The 21690-nt window shown below is 73.8% G+C and carries 17 protein-coding genes and 1 pseudogene; 12 read left to right on the forward strand and 6 right to left on the reverse strand.

The genetic code is table 11. From position 1 onward, the window contains the following. Positions 1-43: 43 nt before the first annotated feature. The 3 genes from ACY1JF_RS11900 to rhaI form a co-directional block, all read right to left on the reverse strand. Entirely contained in the window at positions 44-1492 is a 1449-nt protein-coding gene (locus tag ACY1JF_RS11900) for a rhamnulokinase (protein ID WP_462705008.1), read from the reverse strand. Next, on the reverse strand, positions 1489-3528 hold the full coding sequence (locus ACY1JF_RS11905; protein ID WP_462705009.1) for a bifunctional aldolase/short-chain dehydrogenase: 2040 nt from the start codon (positions 3526-3528) through the stop codon (positions 1489-1491). Before ACY1JF_RS11905 ends, ACY1JF_RS11900 begins: the two co-directional genes overlap by 4 nt. Positions 3529-3669: 141 nt before the next feature. Beyond that, the gene (gene rhaI / locus ACY1JF_RS11910) at positions 3670-4830 is read right to left on the reverse strand and encodes an L-rhamnose isomerase (protein ID WP_462705010.1); all 1161 of its coding nucleotides are present in this window, start codon (positions 4828-4830) and stop codon (positions 3670-3672) included. A 269-nt stretch (positions 4831-5099) separates the two neighbouring features. On the opposite strand from rhaI, the gene ACY1JF_RS11915 reads away from it, so the two are divergent. The 11 genes and pseudogenes from ACY1JF_RS11915 (at position 5100) to ACY1JF_RS11965 (ending at position 16860) form a co-directional block, all read left to right on the forward strand. Beyond that, positions 5100-6617 (forward strand): sugar ABC transporter ATP-binding protein, encoded by a 1518-nt coding sequence (locus ACY1JF_RS11915; protein ID WP_462705011.1) that lies wholly within the window; start codon positions 5100-5102, stop codon positions 6615-6617. Positions 6618-6711: 94 nt separating this feature from the next. After that, complete coding sequence (locus ACY1JF_RS11920; protein ID WP_462705012.1) at positions 6712-7752, forward strand: ABC transporter permease; 1041 nt, start codon at positions 6712-6714, stop codon at positions 7750-7752. Next, positions 7745-8770 carry an ABC transporter permease gene (locus ACY1JF_RS11925; protein ID WP_462705013.1) on the forward strand — a complete coding sequence of 342 codons (1026 nt, stop codon included), beginning with the start codon at positions 7745-7747 and terminating at the stop codon, positions 8768-8770. Before ACY1JF_RS11920 ends, ACY1JF_RS11925 begins: the two co-directional genes overlap by 8 nt. A gap of 23 nt (positions 8771-8793) precedes the next feature. Next, a complete protein-coding gene (gene rhaS, locus ACY1JF_RS11930) occupies positions 8794-9876 on the forward strand; it encodes a rhamnose ABC transporter substrate-binding protein (protein ID WP_462705014.1) in 1083 nt (360 codons plus the stop codon). A gap of 36 nt (positions 9877-9912) precedes the next feature. Continuing rightward, positions 9913-10233 (forward strand): L-rhamnose mutarotase, encoded by a 321-nt coding sequence (locus ACY1JF_RS11935; protein ID WP_462705015.1) that lies wholly within the window; start codon positions 9913-9915, stop codon positions 10231-10233. A 193-nt stretch (positions 10234-10426) separates the two neighbouring features. Further along, positions 10427-11452: a LacI family DNA-binding transcriptional regulator gene (locus ACY1JF_RS11940; protein WP_462705016.1), complete on the forward strand. Its 1026-nt coding sequence runs from the start codon at positions 10427-10429 to the stop codon at positions 11450-11452. Between the two features lie 113 nt (positions 11453-11565). Continuing rightward, on the forward strand, positions 11566-12867 hold the full coding sequence (locus ACY1JF_RS11945) for an alpha/beta fold hydrolase (RefSeq protein WP_462705017.1): 1302 nt from the start codon (positions 11566-11568) through the stop codon (positions 12865-12867). Positions 12868-13036: 169 nt separating this feature from the next. After that, a complete protein-coding gene (locus ACY1JF_RS11950) occupies positions 13037-13786 on the forward strand; it encodes a PIG-L deacetylase family protein (RefSeq protein ID WP_462705018.1) in 750 nt (249 codons plus the stop codon). 5 nt (positions 13787-13791) lie between these two features. Further along, on the forward strand, positions 13792-14673 hold the full coding sequence (locus ACY1JF_RS11955; RefSeq protein WP_462705097.1) for a sigma-70 family RNA polymerase sigma factor: 882 nt from the start codon (positions 13792-13794) through the stop codon (positions 14671-14673). Between the two features lie 41 nt (positions 14674-14714). Further along, positions 14715-15535, forward strand: a pseudogene (locus ACY1JF_RS11960) (pentapeptide repeat-containing protein). A gap of 599 nt (positions 15536-16134) precedes the next feature. After that, positions 16135-16860 (forward strand): DUF2470 domain-containing protein, encoded by a 726-nt coding sequence (locus tag ACY1JF_RS11965; protein ID WP_462705019.1) that lies wholly within the window; start codon positions 16135-16137, stop codon positions 16858-16860. A gap of 200 nt (positions 16861-17060) precedes the next feature. On the opposite strand, the gene ACY1JF_RS11970 is transcribed toward ACY1JF_RS11965, so the two are convergent. Together ACY1JF_RS11970 and ACY1JF_RS11975 are read right to left on the reverse strand one after the other, a co-directional pair. Further along, entirely contained in the window at positions 17061-18308 is a 1248-nt protein-coding gene (locus tag ACY1JF_RS11970; RefSeq protein WP_462705020.1) for an FUSC family protein, read from the reverse strand. A gap of 603 nt (positions 18309-18911) precedes the next feature. After that, positions 18912-19406: an FBP domain-containing protein gene (locus ACY1JF_RS11975; protein WP_462705021.1), complete on the reverse strand. Its 495-nt coding sequence runs from the start codon at positions 19404-19406 to the stop codon at positions 18912-18914. 229 nt (positions 19407-19635) lie between these two features. On the opposite strand from ACY1JF_RS11975, the gene ACY1JF_RS11980 reads away from it, so the two are divergent. Further along, a complete protein-coding gene (locus ACY1JF_RS11980) occupies positions 19636-19938 on the forward strand; it encodes a hypothetical protein (RefSeq protein WP_462705022.1) in 303 nt (100 codons plus the stop codon). A gap of 102 nt (positions 19939-20040) precedes the next feature. Here ACY1JF_RS11980 and ACY1JF_RS11985 read toward each other — a convergent pair whose 3' ends face one another. Next, positions 20041-21075 (reverse strand): SDR family oxidoreductase, encoded by a 1035-nt coding sequence (locus ACY1JF_RS11985; protein WP_462705023.1) that lies wholly within the window; start codon positions 21073-21075, stop codon positions 20041-20043. Positions 21076-21690 lie beyond the last annotated feature (615 nt).

Consider the following 21690-nt stretch of genomic DNA (forward strand, 5'->3'; position numbering starts at 1 on the left):
GAAAAAGGGTAGTGCGCGGGCCGGGACCCCGGACAGGTCCCGGTCACCGGCCGGCGAGCCGGGCCTCGGCGGCCCGCCAGCGGGCGGCGTCCCCGCGCGGCTCGTAGCGGACCGGCCGCTGGGTGCGCGCCAGCAGGTCGCGCATGCCGGCCAGGTCACCGACCAGACCGCCGGCCCGGGCCTGCACGAGGACGTTGCCGAGCGCGGCGGCCTCCGCCGGACCGGCCACCACCGGCAGCCCGCAGGCGTCGGCGGTCAGCCGGCACAGCAGCGCGTTGCGCGCCCCGCCGCCGACGACGTGCACGACGTCCACCGGGTGCCCGGCGAGCCGCTGCGCGTCCTCGACCGCCTTGCGGTGGGCCAGGGCGAGGGAGTCCAGGATGCACCGGGTGATCTCGGCGGGCGTGACCGGCACCGGCTGCCCGGTCGCCCGGCACGCCTCGGCGATCCGCTCCGGCATCCGGCCCGGCGCCAGGAACGCCGCGTCCCCGGCGTCCACCACCGACCGCAGCCCCGGCACCTCGCCCGCCGCCCGCAGCAGCTCACCCAGGTCCGTCTCGCCCCAGGAGCGCAGGCACTCCTGGAGCAGCCACAGCCCCATGATGTTGCGCAGGTAGCGGACCGTGCCGTCCAGCCCCAGCTCGTTGGTGAAGTTGGCGGCGCGGCTCTCCTCCGTCAGCACCGGCGCGGTCAGCTCCAGACCGGCCAGCGACCAGGTGCCGGTGCAGATGTACGCGAACCGCTCGTCCGTCGCCGGTACGGCCGCCACCGCCGAGGCGGTGTCGTGCGAGCCGACCGCCGTCACCGGCACCGGCCCGCTCAGCCCCGTCTCCTCCAGCACCTCCGGCCGCAGCACGCCCGCCGGGTCGCCGGGCAGCCGCAGCGGCGGGAAGAGCCCGAGGTCGATGCCGAGCCGGTCGGCCACGCCGTACGCCCAGTCGCGGGTGCGCGGGTCGATCAGCTGGGTGGTGGAGGCGTTGGTCAGCTCCGTGCCCTGCTCACCGGTCAGCCAGTACGTCAGCAGATCGGGGATCAGCAGCAGCCGCCGCGCGTGCGCCAGTTGGGCCGTGGAGCGGGCCGCCGTCAGCTGGTACAGGGTGTTGAACGGCGCGTACTGCAGCCCGGTCGCCGCGTACAGCTCGGCGGCCGGCACGCTCGCCCACACCTTCTGGGCGACGCCCTCGGTGCGGGCGTCGCGGTAGTGCACCGGGTTGCCGAGCAGCGCCCCGTCCGCGTCCAGCAGGCCGTAGTCCACGGCCCAGCTGTCCACGCCGACGGACGCCACCTGCCCGGCCGCCCGCAGCCCCTCCAGCACCCCGGCGTACAGCCCCAGCACGTCCCAGCGCAGCCCCTCGGGAAGGCGCACCGGCCGGTTGGGGAAGCGGTGCGCCTCGGTCAGCTCCAGGGTGCCGGGGCCGACGCGGCCGACCATGACGCGCCCGCTGGACGCGCCGAGGTCGACCGCGGCGTACGAGGTCACGGACGTGCTCATCGCAGGAACGCGGCGGCGACGCCGGCGTCGACCGGGACGTGCAGGCCGGTGGTGTGCGTCAGGTCGCCGCCGGTCAGCGCGAACACGGCGTTCGCCACGTGCTCCGGGAGCACCTCGCGCTTGAGCAGCGTGCGCTGGGCGTAGAACTCGCCCAGCTTCTCCTCCGGCACCCCGTAGACGGCGGCCCGCTTGGCGCCCCAGCCGCCCGCGAAGATGCCCGAACCGCGCACCACGCCGTCGGGGTTGACGCCGTTGACCCGGATGCCGTGCTCGCCCAGCTCGGCCGCGAGCAGGCGCACCTGGTGGGCCTGGTCGGCCTTGGTGGCGGAGTAGGCGATGTTGTTGGGACCGGCGAAGACGGCGTTCTTCGACGCGATGTAGACGATGTCGCCGCCCAGCTCCTGGGCGATCATCACCCGGGCCGCCTCCCGCGACACCAGGAACGACCCGCGCGCCATGATGTCGTGCTGGAGGTCCCAGTCCTTGACCGAGGTCTCCAGGAGCGGCTTGGAGATGGAGACGCCGGCGTTGTTGACCACCAGGTCCACCCCGCCGAACGCCAGCACGGCGTCCCGGAACGCGGCGGCGATCTGCTCCTCGTCCGTCACGTCGACCGTGACGGCGACGGCCTTGTCCGCACCGCCCAGCTCCTCGGCGACGGCGGCGGCGTTGTCCCCGTTCAGGTCCGCGACCACGACGCACGCGCCCTCGGCCACCAGCCGGTGCGCGATCGCCTTGCCGATGCCGCTGCCCGCGCCGGTCACCAGCGCGACACGCGTGGCGAGGGGCTTGGGCTTCGGCATCCGCTGGAGCTTGGCCTCCTCAAGGGCCCAGTACTCGATGCGGAACTTCTCCGACTCCTCGATCGGCGCGTACGTCGAGACCGCCTCGGCGCCCCGCATCACGTTGATGGCGTTGACGTAGAACTCGCCGGCCACCCGCGCCGTCTGCTTGTCCTTGCCGAAGGAGAACATGCCCACGCCCGGCACCAGCACGATCGCCGGGTCGGCGCCGCGCATCGCGGGGGAGCCGGGCTCGGCGTGCCGCTGGTAGTAGGCGGCGTACTCCTCGCGGTACGCCGCGTGCAGCTCCTTCAGCCGCGCGACCGCGTCCTCCAGCGGCGCGTCCGGCGCCACGTCCAGGACCAGCGGGCGGACCTTGGTGCGCAGGAAGTGGTCCGGGCAGGAGGTGCCCAGCGCCGCCAGCCGCGGGTGCTCGGCGCGGGAGACGAAGTCCAGCACCACGTCGGAGTCGGTGAAGTGGCCGACCTGCGGCCGGTCCTGGGAGGCGATCGCCCGGACGTACGGCGCCAGCGCCGCGGCCCGCGCCCGCCGCTCGGCCTCGGGCAGCGGCTCGTACCCGTCGAGCACGGGACCGAACGGCTCCGCCTTGCCCCGCTCCGCCAGGAACTCCTCGGCGGTGCGGATGATGTGCAGCGAGTTGCGCTCGCACTCCTCACTGGTGTCGCCCCAGGCGGTGATGCCGTGCCCGCCGAGCACACACCCGATCGCCTGCGGGTTGGCCTCCTTCACCGCCGCGATGTCCAGGCCGAGCTGGAAGCCGGGCCGCCGCCAGGGCACCCACACCACCGTGTCGCCGAAGCACTCGGCGGTCAGCTTCTCGCCGTCCGCGGCGCAGGCCAGCGCGATGCCGGAGTCCGGGTGGAGGTGGTCCACATGGGCGGCCTCGACGAGCCCGTGCATCGCCGTGTCGATGGAGGGGGCGGCGCCGCCCTTGCCGTGCAGGCAGTAGTCGAACGCGGCGACCATCTCGTCCTCGCGCTCGACACCCGGGTAGACGTCCTTGAGCGCCCGCATCCGGTCCAGCCGCAGCACGGCGAGCCCCGCCTCGGTCAGCGTCCCGAGGTCGCCACCGGAGCCCTTGACCCACATCAGCTCCACGTCACCGCCGGTGACGGGGTCGGTCTCGGTGCCTTTCGCGGAGGCGTTGCCCCCGGCGTAGTTGGTGTTGCGGGGGTCGGAACCGAGCCGGTGGGAGCGGGCGAGGAGCGCCTCGGCCTCGGGGTGGGATGCCATGTCTGTCCAGTTCCTTTGCAGAATGAGGGATGGGTCGGTAAGGGGGCGCGGGGCTGTTCCCGGCCGGGGCTGCGCCGCGCGAGGCGGCCGGCCGCACCCGCCCGCAGCCCGCGATGTCACGTCACAGGACCAGGCAGACGCTCACGCCCCCCACCCGGCCTGCTCCCCGCCGACCCGCTCGGCGACGACCTTCTCGGCCCACCCCGACGCCTTGTACGCCTTCATCGGCTCGGGGTCCAGCCCCATCTCCTGGCGCACCTCGCGAAGCAGCGGCCGCACGTCCGTGTTGTACGCGTCCATCAGCACCGCGTTGGCCTCCAGGACGTCCCCCGAGGCCTGCGCCGCGGCCAGCGCGTCCCGGTCCACGAGCAGCGCCTTCGCCGTGGCCTCCTGGACGTTCATCACCGACCGGATGATCGCCGGGATCTTCGCCTCGATGTTGTGGCACTGGTCGAGCATGAACGCCACGTCCGCGGAGAACCCGCCGCCGCGCACCACCTCGTACATGATCCGGAACAGCTGGAACGGATCAGCGGCGCCGACCATCAGGTCGTCGTCCGCGTAGAACCGGGAGTTGAAGTCGAACCCGCCGAGCTTCCCCTCCCGCAGCAGCGTCGCGACGATGAACTCGATGTTGGTGCCCGGCGCGTGGTGCCCGGTGTCCACGACGACCTGCGCCTTCTCGCCGAGCTTCAGGCAGTGCGCGTAGGCGGTGCCCCAGTCCGGGACGTCCGTCGAGTAGAAGGCCGGCTCGAAGAACTTGTACTCCAGCAGCATCCGCTGGCCGTCACCGAGCCGCTCGTACACCTCGGCCAGCGCCTCGGCCAGCCGGTCCTGCCGTCCGCGGATGTCGTCCTGCCCGGGGTAGTTGGTCCCGTCGGCGAACCACAGCTTCAGGTCCTTGGAGCCGGTGGCGTCCATGATGTCGACGCATTCCAGCAGGTGGTCCACCGCCTTGCGGCGCACCGCCGCGTCCGGGTGGCAGACGCTGCCCAGCTTGTAGGCGTCGTCCTGGAAGGTGTTGGAGTTGATCGCTCCGATCCGCACGCCCCGCTGCTCGGCGTGTTTCGCCAGCGCGGCGTAGTCGTCGACCCTGTCCCACGGGATGTGCAGGGCGACGGTCGGGGCCACGCCCGTGAACTCGTGCACCTTCGCGGCGTCGTCGAGCTTCTCGAACGGGGAGCGCGGTACGCCGGCCTGCGCGAACACCTTGAACCGGGTGCCCGAGTTCCCGTACGCCCACGACGGCGTCTCGACTGCCTGGGTCTTCAGCGCGGCCTTCACCGCGGCGAGCTCGGTCACGTCGGCTCCTGATGTCGGGTCGCACCGTCCATGCGTACGACCATGAGTGAAACGATTCAGAATGCGAAGCTATGAGGGTCCCGGAGGGGTGTCAACCCTTCCGGGCGGCCGGGCTTGCCGTGATGCTGTCGTGACCTTCGGATATCGAAAGTTTTTCGATGCGGACCCATTGACGTGACATGCCTCACCTGCCTAACGTCCCGGCAACCCAGTTGAAACCTTTCACGACGCCGTGAGGGCCGTCCCGCCGGCGTCGTCGAGGAGCCCCCATGACCCACCCGTCCAAAACGGGTCCGGCCCCGGTTCTCGCATTGAGGGACGTGTCCAAGTCCTTCGGCGCGGTCCGTGCCCTGCGGGACGTCTCCCTGGAGCTGTTCCCCGGGGAGGTGCACGCCCTCGCCGGTGAGAACGGCGCGGGCAAGTCGACCCTCATCAAGACGCTCGCCGGAGTGCACCGTCCCGACGCCGGCCAGGTGCTGCTCGACGGTGAACCCGTCGTCTTCCACGGTCCCAAAGACGCCCGCGATGCCGGCATCGCCGTCATCTACCAGGAGCCGACCCTCTTCCCCGACCTGTCGATCGCCGAGAACATCTTCATGGGCCGCCAGCCGCGGCGCGCCCTGGGCCGGATCGACCACAAGGCCACCCACGCCACCACCGCCGGCCTGATGCGCCGCCTCGGTGTGGACCTCGACCCCGACCGCCCGGCGCGCGGTCTGTCCATCGCCGACCAGCAGATCGTGGAGATCGCCAAGGCGCTCTCTTTCGACGCCCGCGTCCTGATCATGGACGAGCCGACCGCCGCCCTCACCGGCAGCGAGGTGGCCCGCCTCTTCGGCGTCGTACGCGCCCTGCGCGAGGAAGGCGCCGCGGTGCTGTTCATCTCCCACCGGCTAGAGGAGATCTTCGAGATCTGCGAGCGGGTCACCACCCTGCGCGACGGCGCCTGGATCTCCAGCGAACTCCTCGCCGGCATGACCGAGGACGACCTGGTGCGCCGCATGGTCGGCCGCGACCTCGACGAGCTGTACCCGAAGCAGGAGGTCACCCCCGGCGAGGTCGCCCTCAGCGTGCGCCGGCTGACCCGCGAGGGCGTCTTCACCGACGTCTCCTTCGAGGTGCGGCGCGGTGAGATCGTGGGCCTGGCCGGACTGGTCGGCGCCGGGCGCACCGAGGTCGCCCGCGCGGTGTTCGGCGTGGACCGCTGGGACGCCGGGGAGGTCGAGGTCGACGGCCAGGCGCTGGTCAACGGCGCCCCGTCGGCGGCCATGGCCGCGGGCCTCGCCCTGGTCCCCGAGGACCGCCGCGCCCAGGGCCTGGTGATGGACATGTCCATCGAGCGGAACATCGGGCTCACCGGACTGCGCACCACCGTCAGGGCCGGTCTGATGGACCGCGGCGCCGAGCGCAGCCGCAGCCTCGACTGGGCCGTCAGGCTCCAGGTGAAGTACGCCCGGATCGCGGACGCCGTCGGCACCCTGTCCGGCGGCAACCAGCAGAAGGTCGTCCTCGCCAAATGGCTCGCCACCGGCCCCAAGGTGCTGATCGTCGACGAGCCCACCCGCGGCATCGACGTCGGCACCAAGGCCGAGGTGCACCGGCTGCTGAGCCGGCTGGCGGCCGACGGCGTCGCCGTCCTGATGATCTCCTCCGACCTGCCGGAGGTGCTCGGCATGGCCGACCGGGTCCTCGTGATGCACGAGGGCCGGCTCACCGCCGAGATCCCCCGTGGCGAGGCCACCGAGGAGACCGTGATGGCGGCGGCCACCGGGAGGGCCGCGGCATGATCCCGACCGCAGCGGCCACCCCGGAGGGGCGCCGCACGACCTCGACCGGAAGGGCCGTCCCCGTGTCCCCGAGTTCCCTGGGGAGGGCCGCCGCATGACGGTCACCGCCCCCGACAGCGCCCCCGTCGCCGAGCTGCCCGAGGCCGGCGCCACCCGGCTGGTCGACCGCGTCTTCAAGATGCGCGAACTGGCCATCCTGGTCGTCTTCCTGGTGATGATCGCCGTCACCCAGGCGGGCAACAGCGAGTTCCTGTCCGAACAGGGCGTCAAAGACCTGCTGCTCAACGCGACCATCCTGGTCCTGGTCGCCACCGGCCAGTCCCTGGTCGTCATCACCCGCAACGTCGACCTGTCCGTCGGCTCCACGCTCGGCATCAGCGCCTTCGCCGCCGGCACCTACCTCCAGGGCGGCGGCAGCCCCGTCACCGCCGTCGTGCTCGCCGTCCTCATGGGCGTCGGCTTCGGCCTGCTCAACGGCCTGCTGGTCAGCCTGGGCCAGGTGCCCGCCCTCGTCGTCACCCTCGGCACGCTGTACATCATCCGCGGCATCGACTCCATCTGGGTCGGCTCCCGCCAGATCACCGCGGCCGACCTGCCCGGCGGCTTCGTCGACTTCGGCGCCGGCGGCGTCCTCGCGGTGCCGTACCTCGCGCTGATCGCGCTGGCGGTCCTGGTGGCGACGGCGTACTACCTCAAGCAGTTCCGCAGCGGACGCGAGCTGTACGCCCTCGGCTCCAACCCCGAGGCCGCCCGCCTGGCCGGCATCCCGGTGCGCAAGCGCATCCTGGCCGCCTACACCTTCTGCGGCGCCCTCGCGGGCCTGGCCGGCGCGCTGTACCTGGCCCGGTTCGGCAACGTCGACTCCGGCACCGGCAACGGCTACGAACTCACCGTCGTCAGCGCGGTCGTGGTCGGCGGCGTCGTCTTCACCGGCGGCTCCGGCAGCGTCTACGGCGCCGCCCTCGGCGCGCTGCTGCTGACCAGCATCAACAGCGTGCTGCCCGCCCTCGGCGTCAGCTCGGTCTGGGTGATGGCGATCAACGGCATCCTGCTCATCCTCGCCATCGCGGTCGACCGGATCGTCGCCCTGCGCGTGGCCACCGCCCTGAAGAAGAGGAACGCCCGCCATGGCTGACGCCCCGGCCTCAGGCCTCTCGCGCGCCGTCCGCTGGGACACCGTCGTCGGCGCCCTGCTCATCGTGGTCGTACTGCTGTCCTTCGGTTTCGTCGACGGCTTCGGCAACTCCCTGAACCTGTCGTTCCTGATCGGCAACACCCTGCCGATCGCCCTGATCGCCCTGCCGATGACCCTGCTCGTGGTGGCCGGCGAGATCGACCTCTCCGTCGCCTCCACGGCCGGACTGTCCGGCGCGGTGATGGGCGCCCTGTGGAACCAGGGCATGACCATCGAGACGATCATCCCGCTCTGCCTCGTCCTCGGCGTGGTGTGCGGTCTGGTCAACGGCCTGCTGGTGACCCGGCTCGGCCTGCCGTCCCTCGCCGTCACCATCGGCACCATGGCCGCCTACCGGGGCATCGCGCAGATCGTGCTCGGCTCCGACGCGGTCACCGACTTCCCCGCGCAGTACCTGGACTTCGCCGCCGGACGGATCGGGGACACCTTCGTCCCGTACGCCCTGCTGCCCTTCCTGGTCCTGCTGGCCGTCGCCGTGGTCGCGCTGCACGCCACCCCGTTCGGCCGGGCGCTGTTCGCGATCGGCGCCAGTGAGGAGGCCGCCCGGTTCGCCGGCATCCGGGTCAAGCGGCAGAAACTGCTGCTGTTCGTCCTCACCGGCCTGCTGTCCTCCCTCACCGGCGTCTTCTGGGCCCTGCACTACGCCAGCGCCCGCTACGACAACGCCACCGGCCTCGAACTCTCCGTCGTCGCCGCCGTCCTGCTCGGCGGCATCGACTTCGACGGCGGCAAGGGCACGCTCGGCGGCGCCATCGCCGGTGTCTTCCTGCTCGGCGCGCTGCAGAACGTGATGAGCCTCCAGGACGTCTCCGCCCAGTCGCAGATCGTCGTCACCGGCGTCCTGCTCGTCCTCTCCGTGCTCGGCCCGAGGGTCGCGCGCCAGATCTCCGTCGCGAGGGCGGGGCGCCGGGCGGCGTCGTCGCCACCCCTGTCGAAAACGCCGGCCCCCACGTCGTGAACACCTCTCCTAAGGACTCCGTCATGCGCAAGTCGTCGATCCGCCGTACCTGTGCGGCCCTCGCCGCCGTCACCTCCCTCGCCCTCGCGGTCACCGCCTGCGGCGGCACCACCAAGAAGGACGTCGCCAGCGAGGGCGGCTCCGCCGCCGCGGCCGGCAAGGCCGACCCGGACGCCGCCACCAAGAAGGGCCTGACCGTCGGCTTCCTGCCCAAGCAGGTCAACAACCCGTACTTCACCGTCGCCGACAAGGGCGGCGAGAAGGCCCTGAAGGAGCTGGGCTCCACCTACAAGGAGGTCGGCACCTCCAGCGGCACCGACACCGCCGGGCAGGTCTCCTACGTCAACACGCTGACCCAGCAGCAGGTCGACGCCATGGCCGTCTCCGCGCAGGACCCCGGCGCCCTGTGCACCGCCCTGAAGCAGGCCATGAACAACGACATCAAGGTCGTCACCTACGACTCGGACGCCAACCCCGAGTGCCGCAACGCCTTCATCTCCCAGGCCTCCGCCGACGACCTCGGCCGCACCCAGGTGCAGCTGCTCGCCGAGCAGATCGGGGGCAAGGGCGAGATCGCGATCCTCTCCGCCGCGCAGACCGCGACGAACCAGAACGCCTGGATCGAGATCATGAAGGACGAGCTGAAGGACCCGAAGTACAAGGACATCAAGCTGGTCAAGGTCGCCTACGGTGACGACGACGCCCAGAAGTCGTTCCAGCAGACCCAGGGCCTGCTCCAGGAGCACCCGAACCTGAAGGGGATCATCTCCCCGACCACCGTCGGCATCAAGGCCGCCGCCCAGTACCTGTCGGGCTCCAAGTACAAGGGCAAGGTCAAGCTGACCGGCCTCGGCACCCCCAACGACATGCGCAAGTACGTCAAGAACGGCACCGTCGAGGAGTTCGAGCTGTGGGACCCGGCCAAGCTCGGCGAACTGGCCGCCCGCACCGCCGTCGCCCTGGCGTCGGGCCAGATCACCGGCAAGGAGGGCGAGACCTTCAAGGCCGGCGACATGGGCGAGTACACCATCGGCGCGGACGGCGTGATCAACCTCGGCAAGCCGACCGTGTTCAACGCCGAGAACATCGACCAGTACCAGTTCTGACCGCCGGTTCAGTCCCTCAGGAAGGAGCGGTACCTCATGCAGCGCGTCTGCTTCCTGCTCAAGGTCCGCAAGGACAAGCTCGCCGAGTACCGCGAACGCCACGCCGCCGTGTGGCCGGAGATGCGCCAGGCTCTCTCGGCCACCGGCTGGCACAACTACTCCCTCTTCCTGAGGGACGACGGCCTGCTCGTCGGCTACCTGGAGACGGAGGACTTCGAGGCCGCCCGGGCCGGCATGGCGGCCACCGAGGTCAACGCCCGGTGGCAGGCGGAGATGGCCCCCTTCTTCGAGTCCCTCGACGGCGAACGGCCGGACGAGGCGATGAAGCCGCTCACCGAGGTGTTCCACCTGGCCTGAACACCCGCGGGAGCACCGCACGGGAGGACGCGGCCGGCCGGCGCCGCGTCCGCCCCGCCGCCGTCCGTCGCGGCCTCCCCTCTGCCCGGCGACGCCGGACCTCCCGGGCGGCGGCGGTAGTGTGAAGGTCTCCCGGCCGCCGCCCCGCGTCGCCCAAGCGTTCCCCTAGCTCGACCCTGGAGGTCCCTCCCCGATGGCCCAGTCGGTGGGTATCAAGGACGTCGCCCGTGCCGCCGGAGTCTCCGTGGGCACGGTGTCGAACGTCATCAACCGCCCGGACACGGTCGCCGCCGAGACCCGGGCGCGCGTGCTCTCGGCGATCGACCGGCTCGGCTACGTCCGCAGCGAGTCCGCGCGCCAACTGCGCGCCGGACGCAGCCGGATCATGGGCCTGCTCGTCCTCGACATGGGCAACCCCTTCTTCGTGGACGTCGCCCGCGGCGCCGAGCGGGCCGCCCGCGACGCCGGACTGGGCGTGATGGTCTGCAACAGCGCCCAGAACCCCGGCGAGGAGGCCGAGTACCTCTCCCTCTTCGCCGAACAGCGGGTGCGCGGCGTCCTGCTCACCCCGGCCGACGCCACCGGCCGCAACATCGGCGCGTTCCGGCGGCACAACATCCCCTTCGTGCTGGTCGACCGGGTCGCCGAGGGCGCCACCGAGTGCTCGGTCTCCGTCGACGACATCGCGGGCGGCGCGCTGGCCGCGCGCCACCTCGTCGACGCCGGGCACCGCTCCATCGCCTACGTCAGCGGTCCGCCCGGCCTCAACCAGGTGCGCGACCGCCGCACGGGCGCCCTGCGCGCCCTCAGCGAGGCCGGCCTCGGCCCCGACACGCTGCGCGAACTGCCCACCGAGCGGCTGGACGTCGCCGCGGGCCGGGACGCCGGCGCCCGCCTCCTCGGCCTCGCCGACCGGCCCACCGCCGTCTTCTGCGCCAACGACCTGCTCGCCCTCGGCGTCCTGCAGGCCATGTACGCGGCCGGGGTCAACGTCCCCGACGACCTCGCCATCGTCGGCTACGACGACATCGAGTTCGCCGCCGCGGCGGCCGTCCCCCTCACCTCCGTACGGCAGCCCGCCCAGACCATGGGCGCGCTCGCCGCCGATCTGCTCCTGGAGGAGACCGAGGCGGAGGCGACGGGCGCGCCGCACGAGCACCGCAAGGTCGTGCTCCAGCCCGAACTGGTGGTGCGGCGCTCCAGTCTCGCCGCCCGCTGACCGCCCGCCGCGCAGGATCTCCCGGTCCCGGGGGCGGTGGCCGGACGGTCCTGTGCTGAACTGGGCCACGGCCGGAAAACCGTCCGTCCGCCCCAGCAGACCGGGAGCCCTCGTTGAGCGTCAGCTACCGCCAGCCCGGCGTCGTCCTCACCGACCGCCGCTTCACCGTCCCCCTCGACCACGCCGACCCCGGCGGGGAGACGATCGAGCTGTACGCCCGCGAGGTCGTCGCGAGTGACAAGGCGGACCGGGAGCTGCCGTGGCTGCTGTACCTCCAGGGCGGCCCCGGCTTCGGCGCGCACCGTTTCGTCGGCAGACCGGCCTGGCTCGGCCGCGCGCTCCAGGAGTACCGCGTCCTCCTCCTCGACCAGCGCGGAACGGGCGCCTCCACCCCCGCCAACCGCCAGACCCTCCCGCTGCGCGGCGGCCCCGTCGAGCAGGCCGACTACCTCACCCTCTTCCGCGGCGACTCCATCGTCCTGGACTGCGAGGCGATCCGCCCCCAGGTCACCGGCGGCGCTCCCTGGACCGTCCTCGGCCAGAGCTTCGGCGGCTTCTGTACCGTCGCCTACCTCTCCCTGGCCCCCGAGGGCCTCGCCACCGCCCTGATCACCGGCGGCCTGCCCTCCCTCGACGCCCACGCCGACGACGTCTACCGGGCCGCCTACCCGCGTATCGAACGCAAGGTCGCCGCCCACTACGCCCGCTACCCCCAGGACGCCGCACGCGCCCGCCGCATCGCCGACCACCTCCTCACCCACGACGTGGTCCTGCCCAACGGCTACCGGTTCACCGTCGAGGCGTTCCAGTCGCTGGGCATCATGCTCGGCGCCGGCGAGGGCAGCCACCGCCTGCACTTCCTGCTGGAGGACGCCTTCGTGCGCACCCCCGGCGGCCACGAACTCTCCGACGCCTTCCAGGAACAGGTCCAGGGCCTGCTGTCGTTCGCGGCCAACCCGCTGTACGCGGTGGTCCACGAGGCGATCTACGCCCAGGACGCCCGCCCGACGAACTGGTCGGCCGAGCGGGTCCGCGCCGAGTTCCCGTGCTTCGACGCCGCCAAGGCCCTCGCGGGCGACGAACCGCTGATGTTCACCGGCGAGACCGTCCACCCCTGGATGTTCGACTGCGACCCGGCCCTGCGCCCGCTGCGCGAGACCGCCGAGCTGCTGGCCGCCCGCACCGACTGGACCCCGCTGTACGACCCCGCCCGCCTCGCGGCCAACGAGGTGCCGGTCGCCGCGGCCGTCTACCACGACGACATGTACGTCGACACCGGCCACGCCCTGACCACCGCCCGCGCCGTGCGCGGTCTGCGCACCTGGGTCACCGACGAGTTCGAGCACGACGGCGTCCGCGCCGGCGGCCCCCGTGTCCTGGACCGGCTCCTCGCCCTCGCCCGCGACGAGGCGTGAGGCGCGGGTGCCCTGACGTGAACCGGCGGGTGCCGTGGTGCGGGGGCGCGGCGGTCCGTCGGCGCGGCGGTCCGTCGGCGCGGCGGTGCGGGGGCGCGGCGGTGCGGGGGTGCGGGGGTGCGGCGGCGGTGGGGGTGCGGCGGCGGTGGGCCGGGCTAGTCTGCGGAGCATGACCGAGCCGACGACGTCTCCCTCACCGCTGGAGCCCATGCCCGACGACTGGCGGCGTGCCCTCGCCGTCGTGGCCCACCCGGACGACCTGGAGTACGGCTGCTCGGCGGCGATCGCCGTCTGGACCGACGCGGGCCATGAGGTGGCCTACGTCCTCGCCACCCGAGGCGAGGCGGGCATCGACACCCTCCCGCCCGCCGAGTGCGCCCCGCTGCGCGAGCGCGAGCAGCGGGCGAGCGCCGCCGTGGTCGGCGTGTCGGAGGTGGAGTTCCTCGACCACCCGGACGGCGTCATCGAGTACGGCACCGCGCTGCGCCGGGACATCGCCGCCGCGATCCGCAGGCACCGCCCCGAACTGGTCGTCACCCTCACCCACCAGGAGGTCTGGGGCGGGACGCACTGGAACACCCCGGACCACGTGGCGGTGGGCCGGGCCGCGCTGGACGCGGTGGCCGACGCGGGCAACCGCTGGATCTTCCCCGAGCTGGCCGGCCAGGGCCTCGAGCCGTGGGGCGGCGTCCGCTGGGTCGCCGTCGCCGGTTCCGACACGCCGACCCACGCCGTGGACGTCACGGACGGCCTGGAGCGCGCGGTGCGCTCCCTGCTCGAACACCGCACCTACATCGAGGTGCTGACCGACCAGGACCCCGAGGAGTACGTCCGCGGCGTCCTCCTGCCGTACGCGCGGGCCACGGGGGAGCGGTTCGGCGGCCGGCCGGCGGTCGGGTTCCAGGTGTTCGGCCGGTGACCGGCGTGGACGCCGCGGAGCGGCTGGCCGACCGGTTCGAGGAGCACCGCGGCCGTCTCGGCGCGGTGGCCTACCGGATGCTCGGCTCCCTGACCGAGGCGGAGGACGCCGTCCAGGAGGCGTGGATACGGCTGGCCCGCACCGGAGCCGACGGCATCGACAACCTCGGCGGCTGGCTGACCACCGTCACCGGCCGCGTCTGCCTCGACATGATGCGCTCCCGCGCCACCCGCCGCGAGGAGCCGATGACCGAGGACGCCGGTCCGTTCGTCCCGGACCCGGTGCTCGCCCCCTTCCCCGCCGGCGACCCGGAGCAGGAGGCGCTGCGCGCCGACTCGGTGGGCACGGCCCTGCTGGTGGTGCTGGAGACCCTGGAGCCCGCCGAGCGGCTGGCGTTCGTCCTGCACGACATGTTCGCCGTGCCGTTCGACGACATCGCGCCGGTCGTGGAGCGCTCCCCGGCCGCCACCCGGCAGCTCGCCAGCCGCGCCCGGCGCCGGGCGCGGGACGCGGCCCCGGGCGCCGACCCCGACCCCGGCCGGCAGCGGAAGGCACTGGAGGCGTTCATGGCCGCCAGCCGCGCCGGCGACTTCGAGGCGCTGGTCGCCGTCCTCCATCCGGACGTGGTGCTGCGGGCGGACGCCGGCAGCACCCTGTCCCGGCTGGTGCGCGGTGCCCGCACGGTGGCCGAACAGGCCGGGCTCTTTCGCCAAGACGCCCTTCGGACACGGTTCGTGCTGGTCAACGGCGCGGCCGGGGTGGTGGCCCGGCGGGCCGGACAGCCCCTGTCCGTGCTGACCGCCACCGTCGTCGACGGCCGGATCACCGAGCTGTACATCCTGGCCGACGCCGACCGCCTCGGCCGCCTGGAGCTGCCCGCCGAATAAATCCGACGAGCGTCGAACGAACGTTCCGTATGGTGACGCGCATGTGGAACGACACGGCCGAACGGCCGTCCCTCGGGGAACTGCGAGGTGACTGCGCCCGGTGTTTCGGCCTGTGCTGTGTCGCCCTGCCGTTCGCCGCCTCGGCCGACTTCGCGTTCGACAAGGAGGCCGGCCGGCCCTGCCCGAACCTCGGCGGCGACCACCGCTGCGGTGTCCACGACCGGCTGCGGCAGCGCGGCTTCACCGGCTGCGCGGTCTACGACTGCTTCGGCGCGGGACAGCGGGTCTCGCGGGTCACCTTCGGCGGGGCGGACCGGCGGACCGGCGCCATGAACGAGGTGTTCCCGCTGGTGCGGCAGTTGCACGAACTGCTCTGGTACCTCACCGAGGCGCTGACCCTGCCGGCCGCCCGCCCGGTCCGCGGCGACCTGCGCCGGATGCTGGAGCGCACCGGGGAACTGGCGGGCGGCGGCTCCGAGGACCTGGCCGCGCTCGACCTCGCGGCACACCGCCGACAGGTCGACGTACTGCTGCTGCGCGTCAGTGAGCTGACGCGGGCCCGGACCGGCGGCCGGGGGAGGAGCCGCCGGCGTGCCGACCTGCTGGGCGCCCGGCTGCGCGGGGCCGGTCTGGGGGCGCCGACCTGCGCGGCGCCTGTCTCATCGCGGCCGACCTGACCGGCGCCGATCTACGCGGCGCGGACCTCATCGGAGCGGACCTCAGGGACGCCGACCTGACGGACGCGGACCTGACGGGCGCCTTCTTCCTGACCCGGCCCCAGGTGAACGCGGCCCCGGGGAGTTCCGGCACCCGGCTGCCGGGGCCGGTCACCCGCCCGGCGCACTGGACCGCGGGCCCTTGACACCCCCGGCTCCCGGGCCGGTGCTCGCACCGCCGGCGCCTCGGAGGCGACGGCGCGCCGCCGCCCGGAGCGCAGCCGCGGCTCCTGCGTCAGCCGCTCCGCCGCCCGCGGCCGGTACCGCGGATTTGGCCGCGGGCCGTGGCGGCGCGGCAGCGGCCCAGGGGCCAGCGCGGCCCCGTGCGGCGCGAACCGCCGCCCGGTGCGGGCGTGCGCGTCCGTCCCGAACGGCTTGAGGGCGTGCGCGTCCGTCCCGAACCGCTCGAGGGCGTGCGCGTCCGTTCCGAACCGCCTGAGGGCGTGCGGGGCGCGGGACCGTACGGGCCGCCGCCTCGAGCGGTCGGGGGAGCGAACCGCCCGGCGTCCGGCCGATGGCGCGGGGCCGGCCGGTCTTCGTCACCGCCGTCCGCCCGGAGCGGCCGGGGGCGGGGGAGACGGCCGGGGAAGGGGTCTGTGACCGGTGCGTCCGCGCGCTGTCCGGCGCCCTCCTGCCCTGTCGCGGCAGGCTCCGCCTCCTGAAGGTCTCATAAAGATCAGACGTCCTGGTTGGCGCACACCCCGATCTTAGGTAGGTTAGGCAAGGCTTACCTAAGGAGGTTGGGATGGCAGACAGCCAGACCTGGACGGCCGCGCCCTCGGCGGCCGAGCGTGCCCGGTCCGTGCTCGCCGCCGCGTGGTCCTGCGCGGTGACCGCGGAGAGCGGGCGCGAGGAGTTCGTCGGCGCGCACTCCGTGACGGAGGACGGCCGGGTGCTGCTGCACGTGCCCGAGGACAGCGCCCTGCTCGGGGCGGCGATCTGCGCGCCCCGAGGGGAGCCCTCGGCCGTCCTGGAGCTCGCCGACGTCGCGCCCGTCCCGGTGCGCGGCAGGATCCGGGCCCGGCTCTGGATGGCCGGCCGGCTGGCCGTCGAGGAGGGCCACCTCGCCTTCCGTCCCACCCGTGTGGTGCTGCGGCAGCAGTCCGGTTCCGTGGTGGTCGACCAGGACGGGTTCAGCGCCGCGCGACCCGATCCGCTGGCCACGGCCGAGGCCCGGCTGCTGGCCCACCTCGCCGACTGTCACGGCGACGCGGTGGAGCGGCTGACCCGGCTCGTCGACCCCGACAGCCTGCACGGCGTCGTCCGGGTCCGGCCGCTCGCCGTCGACCGGCACGGGCTGACGCTGCGCATCGAGCGCGCCGGCGCCCATGGTGACGTACGCCTGCCGTTCCACCGGCCCGCCGACGACGTCGCGCAGCTCACCGAGCGCATGCACGTCCTCCTCACCCAAGCGAGCGGTGTGACCTGCCCGCGCGCGCTCCAGCGGCAGCGCACGGAGGGCGACGGGTGAGACGGACGCTCCGCCGCAGGGTGCGGTGGGGCGGGGCCGGGACCGAGAGCCGTGCTCTGTGACCGTGCCGTCGGCGGCAGGCCGATGCGGTCAAGGCCGAGGCGCCGTGGTCCGTGACCGTGCCGTCGGCGCGGCGGCAGGACCGTGTACCGACCCGGTCCTCGCCCCCGCCCCTCGCGCTCCCTGTTCCCTCGGCCCGATCACCCGCCGACGGACCCCCGCTCACGGCGCGGCGAGCGCCTGCCGCGCGACCAGTCCCGCAGCCGGGCCAGCCGGGGCCGGCGTTCGCGCTGCTCCCGGGTGTGGCGGTCCAGTTCCTCCAGCAGCCGGCGCGACCGGTGCTCGGTGTCCATCTCGTCGATGATGCGGTTGACCTCGGTCAGCACCGCGCCCTGGAGCTGCCACAGCCGGGCGTCGCGCCGCACCTCCTCCAGGAGCAGCCGGGCGAGCCTGTCGCGGGTCACCGCCGCCTGCCGCAGTTCGGCGCTGAGCCGCTCCTCCGCGGATTCGGCGTTCTCGCTGACGCTGGTGGTGACCAGCACGGCGAAACTGACCACCGCGTCCCCGATCTCGGACAGCAGCTGCTCCAGGGTGGCGCCCGTCTCCGTCGGGAACAGCGGTTCGGGCTCGCGTTCCTTGGCCAGGTCGGTCAGCGTGCGGGCCAGCACCCGCAGGACGACCGTGCAGATCTCCAGTGTGTCCAGGCCGGTGCGCAGCACCACCCGGTGCAGCAGCCCCTCACGTACCCGCGGGTTGAACCGCAGACTGTCCTCGGCCTGCCGCAGGTCCTCGTCCACCTCGGAGATGTCGTGGTCGAGCGCGCGGGCCTCGTGCAGCCGCGCCGCCGCCTGCAGGAACGGCGTGCTGTCGGCGGCCTCCTCACCCACCCGCAGCATCAGCTGCCTCAGCCGCCGTGCCAGGTCCTCGATCGACGCGCCGGCCTGTTCCACCCACACCGGGGGAGCGAGGACCAGATTGAAGGCCAGTCCGACGATCGCCCCGATCAGCGTCTCCACCACCCGGGCCCACGCCAGCGCCCCGTGCGCGGTCACTCCGAGCACCAGCATGGCGCTGATCGCCACCTCGGCCGTGAACTCGTGCGCCCGCACCAGATGTCCGACACCCAGGGCCGCCACGATGATCAGGGCCAGGCTCCACCAGCTCAGCCCCACCACCGAGCTGAAGACGATGGCCACCAGGACCCCCGCCACCACGGAGTTCACCCGGCGGATGCTCATCTTCAGCGTGGCGTACAGGGTGACCTGCACGACCAGCAGCGCGGTGAGGGGAGCGGTGAGCGGCGCGGGCTCGGGGCTCAGCCGCACCGCGATCACATAGGCGATCGACGCGGCGCCCGCCGAGCGGAACGCCTGCACCACCTCGGGATCGCGGTGCGCGGTCCGCAGCGACCGCGCCAGGGACACTGACCTCTCACGTACATTCAGCATCCTCGGGTCTGTTCCCCTTCCCCAGGTGCAACGAACGCGTATGGACAAAACGGACCGCAATCGGCGGTGAAGGGCTCGCCCCGCTCCCACGCGCCACGCGGGGCCGCACGTGTGGCGCGGCTCCGGGCGCGGGAGGGGCGGGGGAGCGGCGGCGAAACAGCGGAGGCCGGCGGCCGTGACGGCACTCCACCGGGCCGCCCACCCGTCACGCCCGCGGGCACGGCCGGCGCGACACAGGTGAGCTGTGCCCGCCGGGCGAGACGGCCGGTGACGCCCAGGCGGCCGGGACGGGCGAAACCGCGCACCGTTCCCGGGGCCTCGTCCCCGAGGGCCGTGTTCCCCCATGTGATGACGGAGCGGGTCTTCGGCGCCTTCGTCCCGGAGGCGAGCCGGAGCACCGGCCTGCGGCTCGACGGCTACGTGGTGCGCGGCAGGGGCCCTCCCGGCGTACCACGTGGGACGCGCTTCAGTACGACTGCCTGGCACACCGGGACCGGCCGGTCCCGGCGGCGACGAGCACGTCCCAGGCCGGGCCCGGCGCCGCGGCCACCTGGCCGGCCCGCGGACCGTCGGCCCGCCGACACCGGTCCGGCCGCGCGGCCGTCAGGCCGTCAGCCTGCCGAGGAACGCGTCCAGGTTGCCCAGCATCCGGGCGACCTGCTCCTCCAGACTGAGGCTCTCCTCGAAGCGCGCCCCGCTCTCCGGCACTTTCCTGCCCCGCAGGTACAGGGAACAGGCGAGGTCGGTGCACATGTACAGCCCGACCGAGTTCCCCTCGCGCCCGGCCGGGCCCGCCTTGCGGGCGGTCATCAGCGAGACCCCGCCGCGCGGATGGGTGGTCAGGCACAGCGAGCACAGGCTGCGCTGCAGGACACCGCGCCGGCCCGGCTGGAAGCGCAGCGCCACGCCGACGGGGCCCTCCTCGCGCTCGGTGACCAGATAGTTCCGGTCGGGCGCGCCCGGGTCCCGCCACCCCAGGAAATCCAGGTCGTCCCACGGGCGGTCGCCCAGATCGCGGGGCAGGGGCAGCCGCTTGGCCTCGCCCTTCGAGCAGTTGACGAAGGACGAGCGGATGTCCCGTTCGTCGAGCGGTCGCATCGCAGGTCTCCGGAACTAGACGGTCTCGAACCCAGGGGTTTCAGGAACCGCCCTACGGTAGACAGGCACGACGGGCAGAGGCCACCGAGTATTCCGAGCGGACTCGGCGCAGGCGCTCCAGGCGGCGCCCGCGCCGTGCCGGCGTTTCGCGGGGGTGACGGAGAGGTACCCGGCATCGCCCGCACGACAGGGAACGTCCGGAACCCGGACAGGCCGGAGGGAGAACACCGTGACCGATCACCGTGCCGAAGGACCCGGAGAGAACGGCACCCCGGTGCCCCGTGACATGCCGGACCAGCAGGCCGACGCGGGGGAGGACCCCTGGGACGTCGCCCCCGGTCTCGTGGCGCGCGAGAGCGGCACGGACGCGGACGGCGGCGAGAACGGCGACGACGCGGAGGACGGGGCCGCCGGCACGGCCGGGGCCGCCGACGTCCCGGACACCGACGAGGCGGGGACGGGGCGGCGGGGAGCGCCGCACTCGGGAGCGGCCCACCCCGAGCACCCCGTACCGGACGAGTCGTCGGGCTGAGGCCCGCGCCCGTCCCGGCCCGTCCTTCGAGCCGCGCGGGGCCCGTCCGACGGACGGGGACAGCTCGGCGCCCGTCCTTCGGGGCCCGAAGGACGGGCGAGGTCAGCCGGCCTTGCGTCCGCGCAGCGGCACCGTCGGCCCGCCGGCACCCTCCTGGAACCCTTGGAGGAACTCCGCCAGTACCTCGGTGGCCGTGCGCTCCGGGCGCCAGCCCAGTTCCGCGCGGGCCCGGGCACAGTCCAGCAACGGCAGCCGCAGGACCGCGTCGAACAGGTGCGGCGAGGCCGGCAGCAGACGCAGCCCCCAGGCGGCGGCGATCGCCGAGCGCGCCGCGGACCGGGGCAGCCGGACCCGCCGCGGCGTACCGACGAGTTCGCCGAGCAGCTCCGCGTCGACCGGCGGGTCGGCCGCCAGGTTGAACGCGCCCCGGGCGTCGGCGGAGCGCACCGCGAGCCGGTAGGCGTCGGCGGCGTCATCGGTGTGCAGCGCCTGCATGCGCAGGCCGGGGATGTCCGGCAGGAAGGGCAGCAGGTCAGGGCGGGCCAGCGGACCGGGCAGGTACCTGCCGCCGAAGATCCGGCGCTGCTCGCTCGCCGCCTGCCGCTTGAACAGGAAGGCCGGACGCATCCGGACCACCCGGATGCCGGGGTGGTCGCGCTCGAAGATGTCCAGGGTGCGCTCCAGGTACGCCTTCTCCCGGCAGTACGCCGCGTCGGGCCAGCCGTGGGTGGGCCAGGACTCGTCCACCGCCCGGTCCTTCGGGCCCGGGGAGTACGCGCCGACCGACGAGGCGTGCACCAGCGCCGGCACCCCGGCCGCGGCCACCGCCTCGAACACCCGGATGGAGCCGAGCACGTTCGTGCGCCAGGTCGTGGCCGGGTCGTGCGTCGGCTGGAACGCCCAGGCCAGATGGACCACCGCGTCCGCTCCCGAGAACCAGCCGGTCAGGTCGGCCCGCTCGGCGGCGAGGTCGACCGCGGCCCACTCGGTCTTCGCCGGTGACCAGTCGGGGATCCGCCGGGCCAGGCCCAGCACCGAACCGGTGTCCGGATCCTCCGAGAGGAGCCGCACCACACTGGTGCCCACGTTGCCGGTGGCCCCGGTGACCACGATCCTGCTGCCCGTTGCGCCGCTCACCTTGCGCTCCTCTCGGCCGCTCCTCCGGACGAGCGCCCCGAGTACCCGCGCACACCGGATGCACGCGGGCCCGGTCCTGGCCGCGGTCCCGGCCGGGGTGACGTCGCGGCCCGCGTCCGGGCCGCCGCGCCCCGCCGCGGTGCCCGGAAGGCGTCCGCGCCCCGGCGGCGGCCGTTCCCGTCGAACCGGCCGCGGCCCACCACGTCCGCCGTGGGGACGTGCCGCTGGAGCGGGCGAGGACGCCGCCGGGGGCGCGGCGTGAAGGCGCGTGCCCGGCGGTCCCGGGCGAGCCGGCCGCGGCGTACCGCGAACAGGGCGTCGGCGGCCCTCGCCCGGCCGTCTGGGGGCAGGCCGTGGTCCCGGCACCGCCGGTGCCCCCGTCGACCGTCCGCCGGACGCGGGGCACCGCTCGGCGAACGCGCGCACGCCGTCCGGGGCCCCGGGGCCCGTCCCGTCCACCTGGACCCTGGCCGGTGCGGCCGACGGCTCCCGGCGGCGGGACGGCGGACGGTGGCCATGTCCCGCGAGCCGGCTCCGGCGAGGGGCCGACCGCCCGGCCGATCCGTGCCGCGGAGCGCTCACGCCCGCGACGCCGCGACGCGGAGCGCTCTCGAA

It is taken from the genome of Streptomyces sp. SYSU D01066-1 (assembly GCF_054956795.1).

Excerpts from the sequence above, each read along its gene's own strand:
- ACY1JF_RS11940 (WP_462705016.1), top strand. The coding sequence starts at position 10,427 with ATGGCCCAGTCGGTGGGTATCAAGGACGTCGCCCGTGCCGCCGGAGTC.
- ACY1JF_RS11970 (WP_462705020.1), bottom strand. The coding sequence starts at position 18,308 with ATGCTGAATGTACGTGAGAGGTCAGTGTCCCTGGCGCGGTCGCTGCGG.
- ACY1JF_RS11935 (WP_462705015.1), top strand. The coding sequence starts at position 9,913 with ATGCAGCGCGTCTGCTTCCTGCTCAAGGTCCGCAAGGACAAGCTCGCC.
- ACY1JF_RS11975 (WP_462705021.1), bottom strand. The coding sequence starts at position 19,406 with ATGCGACCGCTCGACGAACGGGACATCCGCTCGTCCTTCGTCAACTGC.
- rhaS (WP_462705014.1), top strand. The coding sequence starts at position 8,794 with ATGCGCAAGTCGTCGATCCGCCGTACCTGTGCGGCCCTCGCCGCCGTC.
- ACY1JF_RS11950 (WP_462705018.1), top strand. The coding sequence starts at position 13,037 with ATGACCGAGCCGACGACGTCTCCCTCACCGCTGGAGCCCATGCCCGAC.
- ACY1JF_RS11920 (WP_462705012.1), top strand. The coding sequence starts at position 6,712 with ATGACGGTCACCGCCCCCGACAGCGCCCCCGTCGCCGAGCTGCCCGAG.
- ACY1JF_RS11965 (WP_462705019.1), top strand. The coding sequence starts at position 16,135 with ATGGCAGACAGCCAGACCTGGACGGCCGCGCCCTCGGCGGCCGAGCGT.
- ACY1JF_RS11915 (WP_462705011.1), top strand. The coding sequence starts at position 5,100 with ATGACCCACCCGTCCAAAACGGGTCCGGCCCCGGTTCTCGCATTGAGG.
- ACY1JF_RS11925 (WP_462705013.1), top strand. The coding sequence starts at position 7,745 with ATGGCTGACGCCCCGGCCTCAGGCCTCTCGCGCGCCGTCCGCTGGGAC.
- ACY1JF_RS11905 (WP_462705009.1), bottom strand. The coding sequence starts at position 3,528 with ATGGCATCCCACCCCGAGGCCGAGGCGCTCCTCGCCCGCTCCCACCGG.
- ACY1JF_RS11900 (WP_462705008.1), bottom strand. The coding sequence starts at position 1,492 with ATGAGCACGTCCGTGACCTCGTACGCCGCGGTCGACCTCGGCGCGTCC.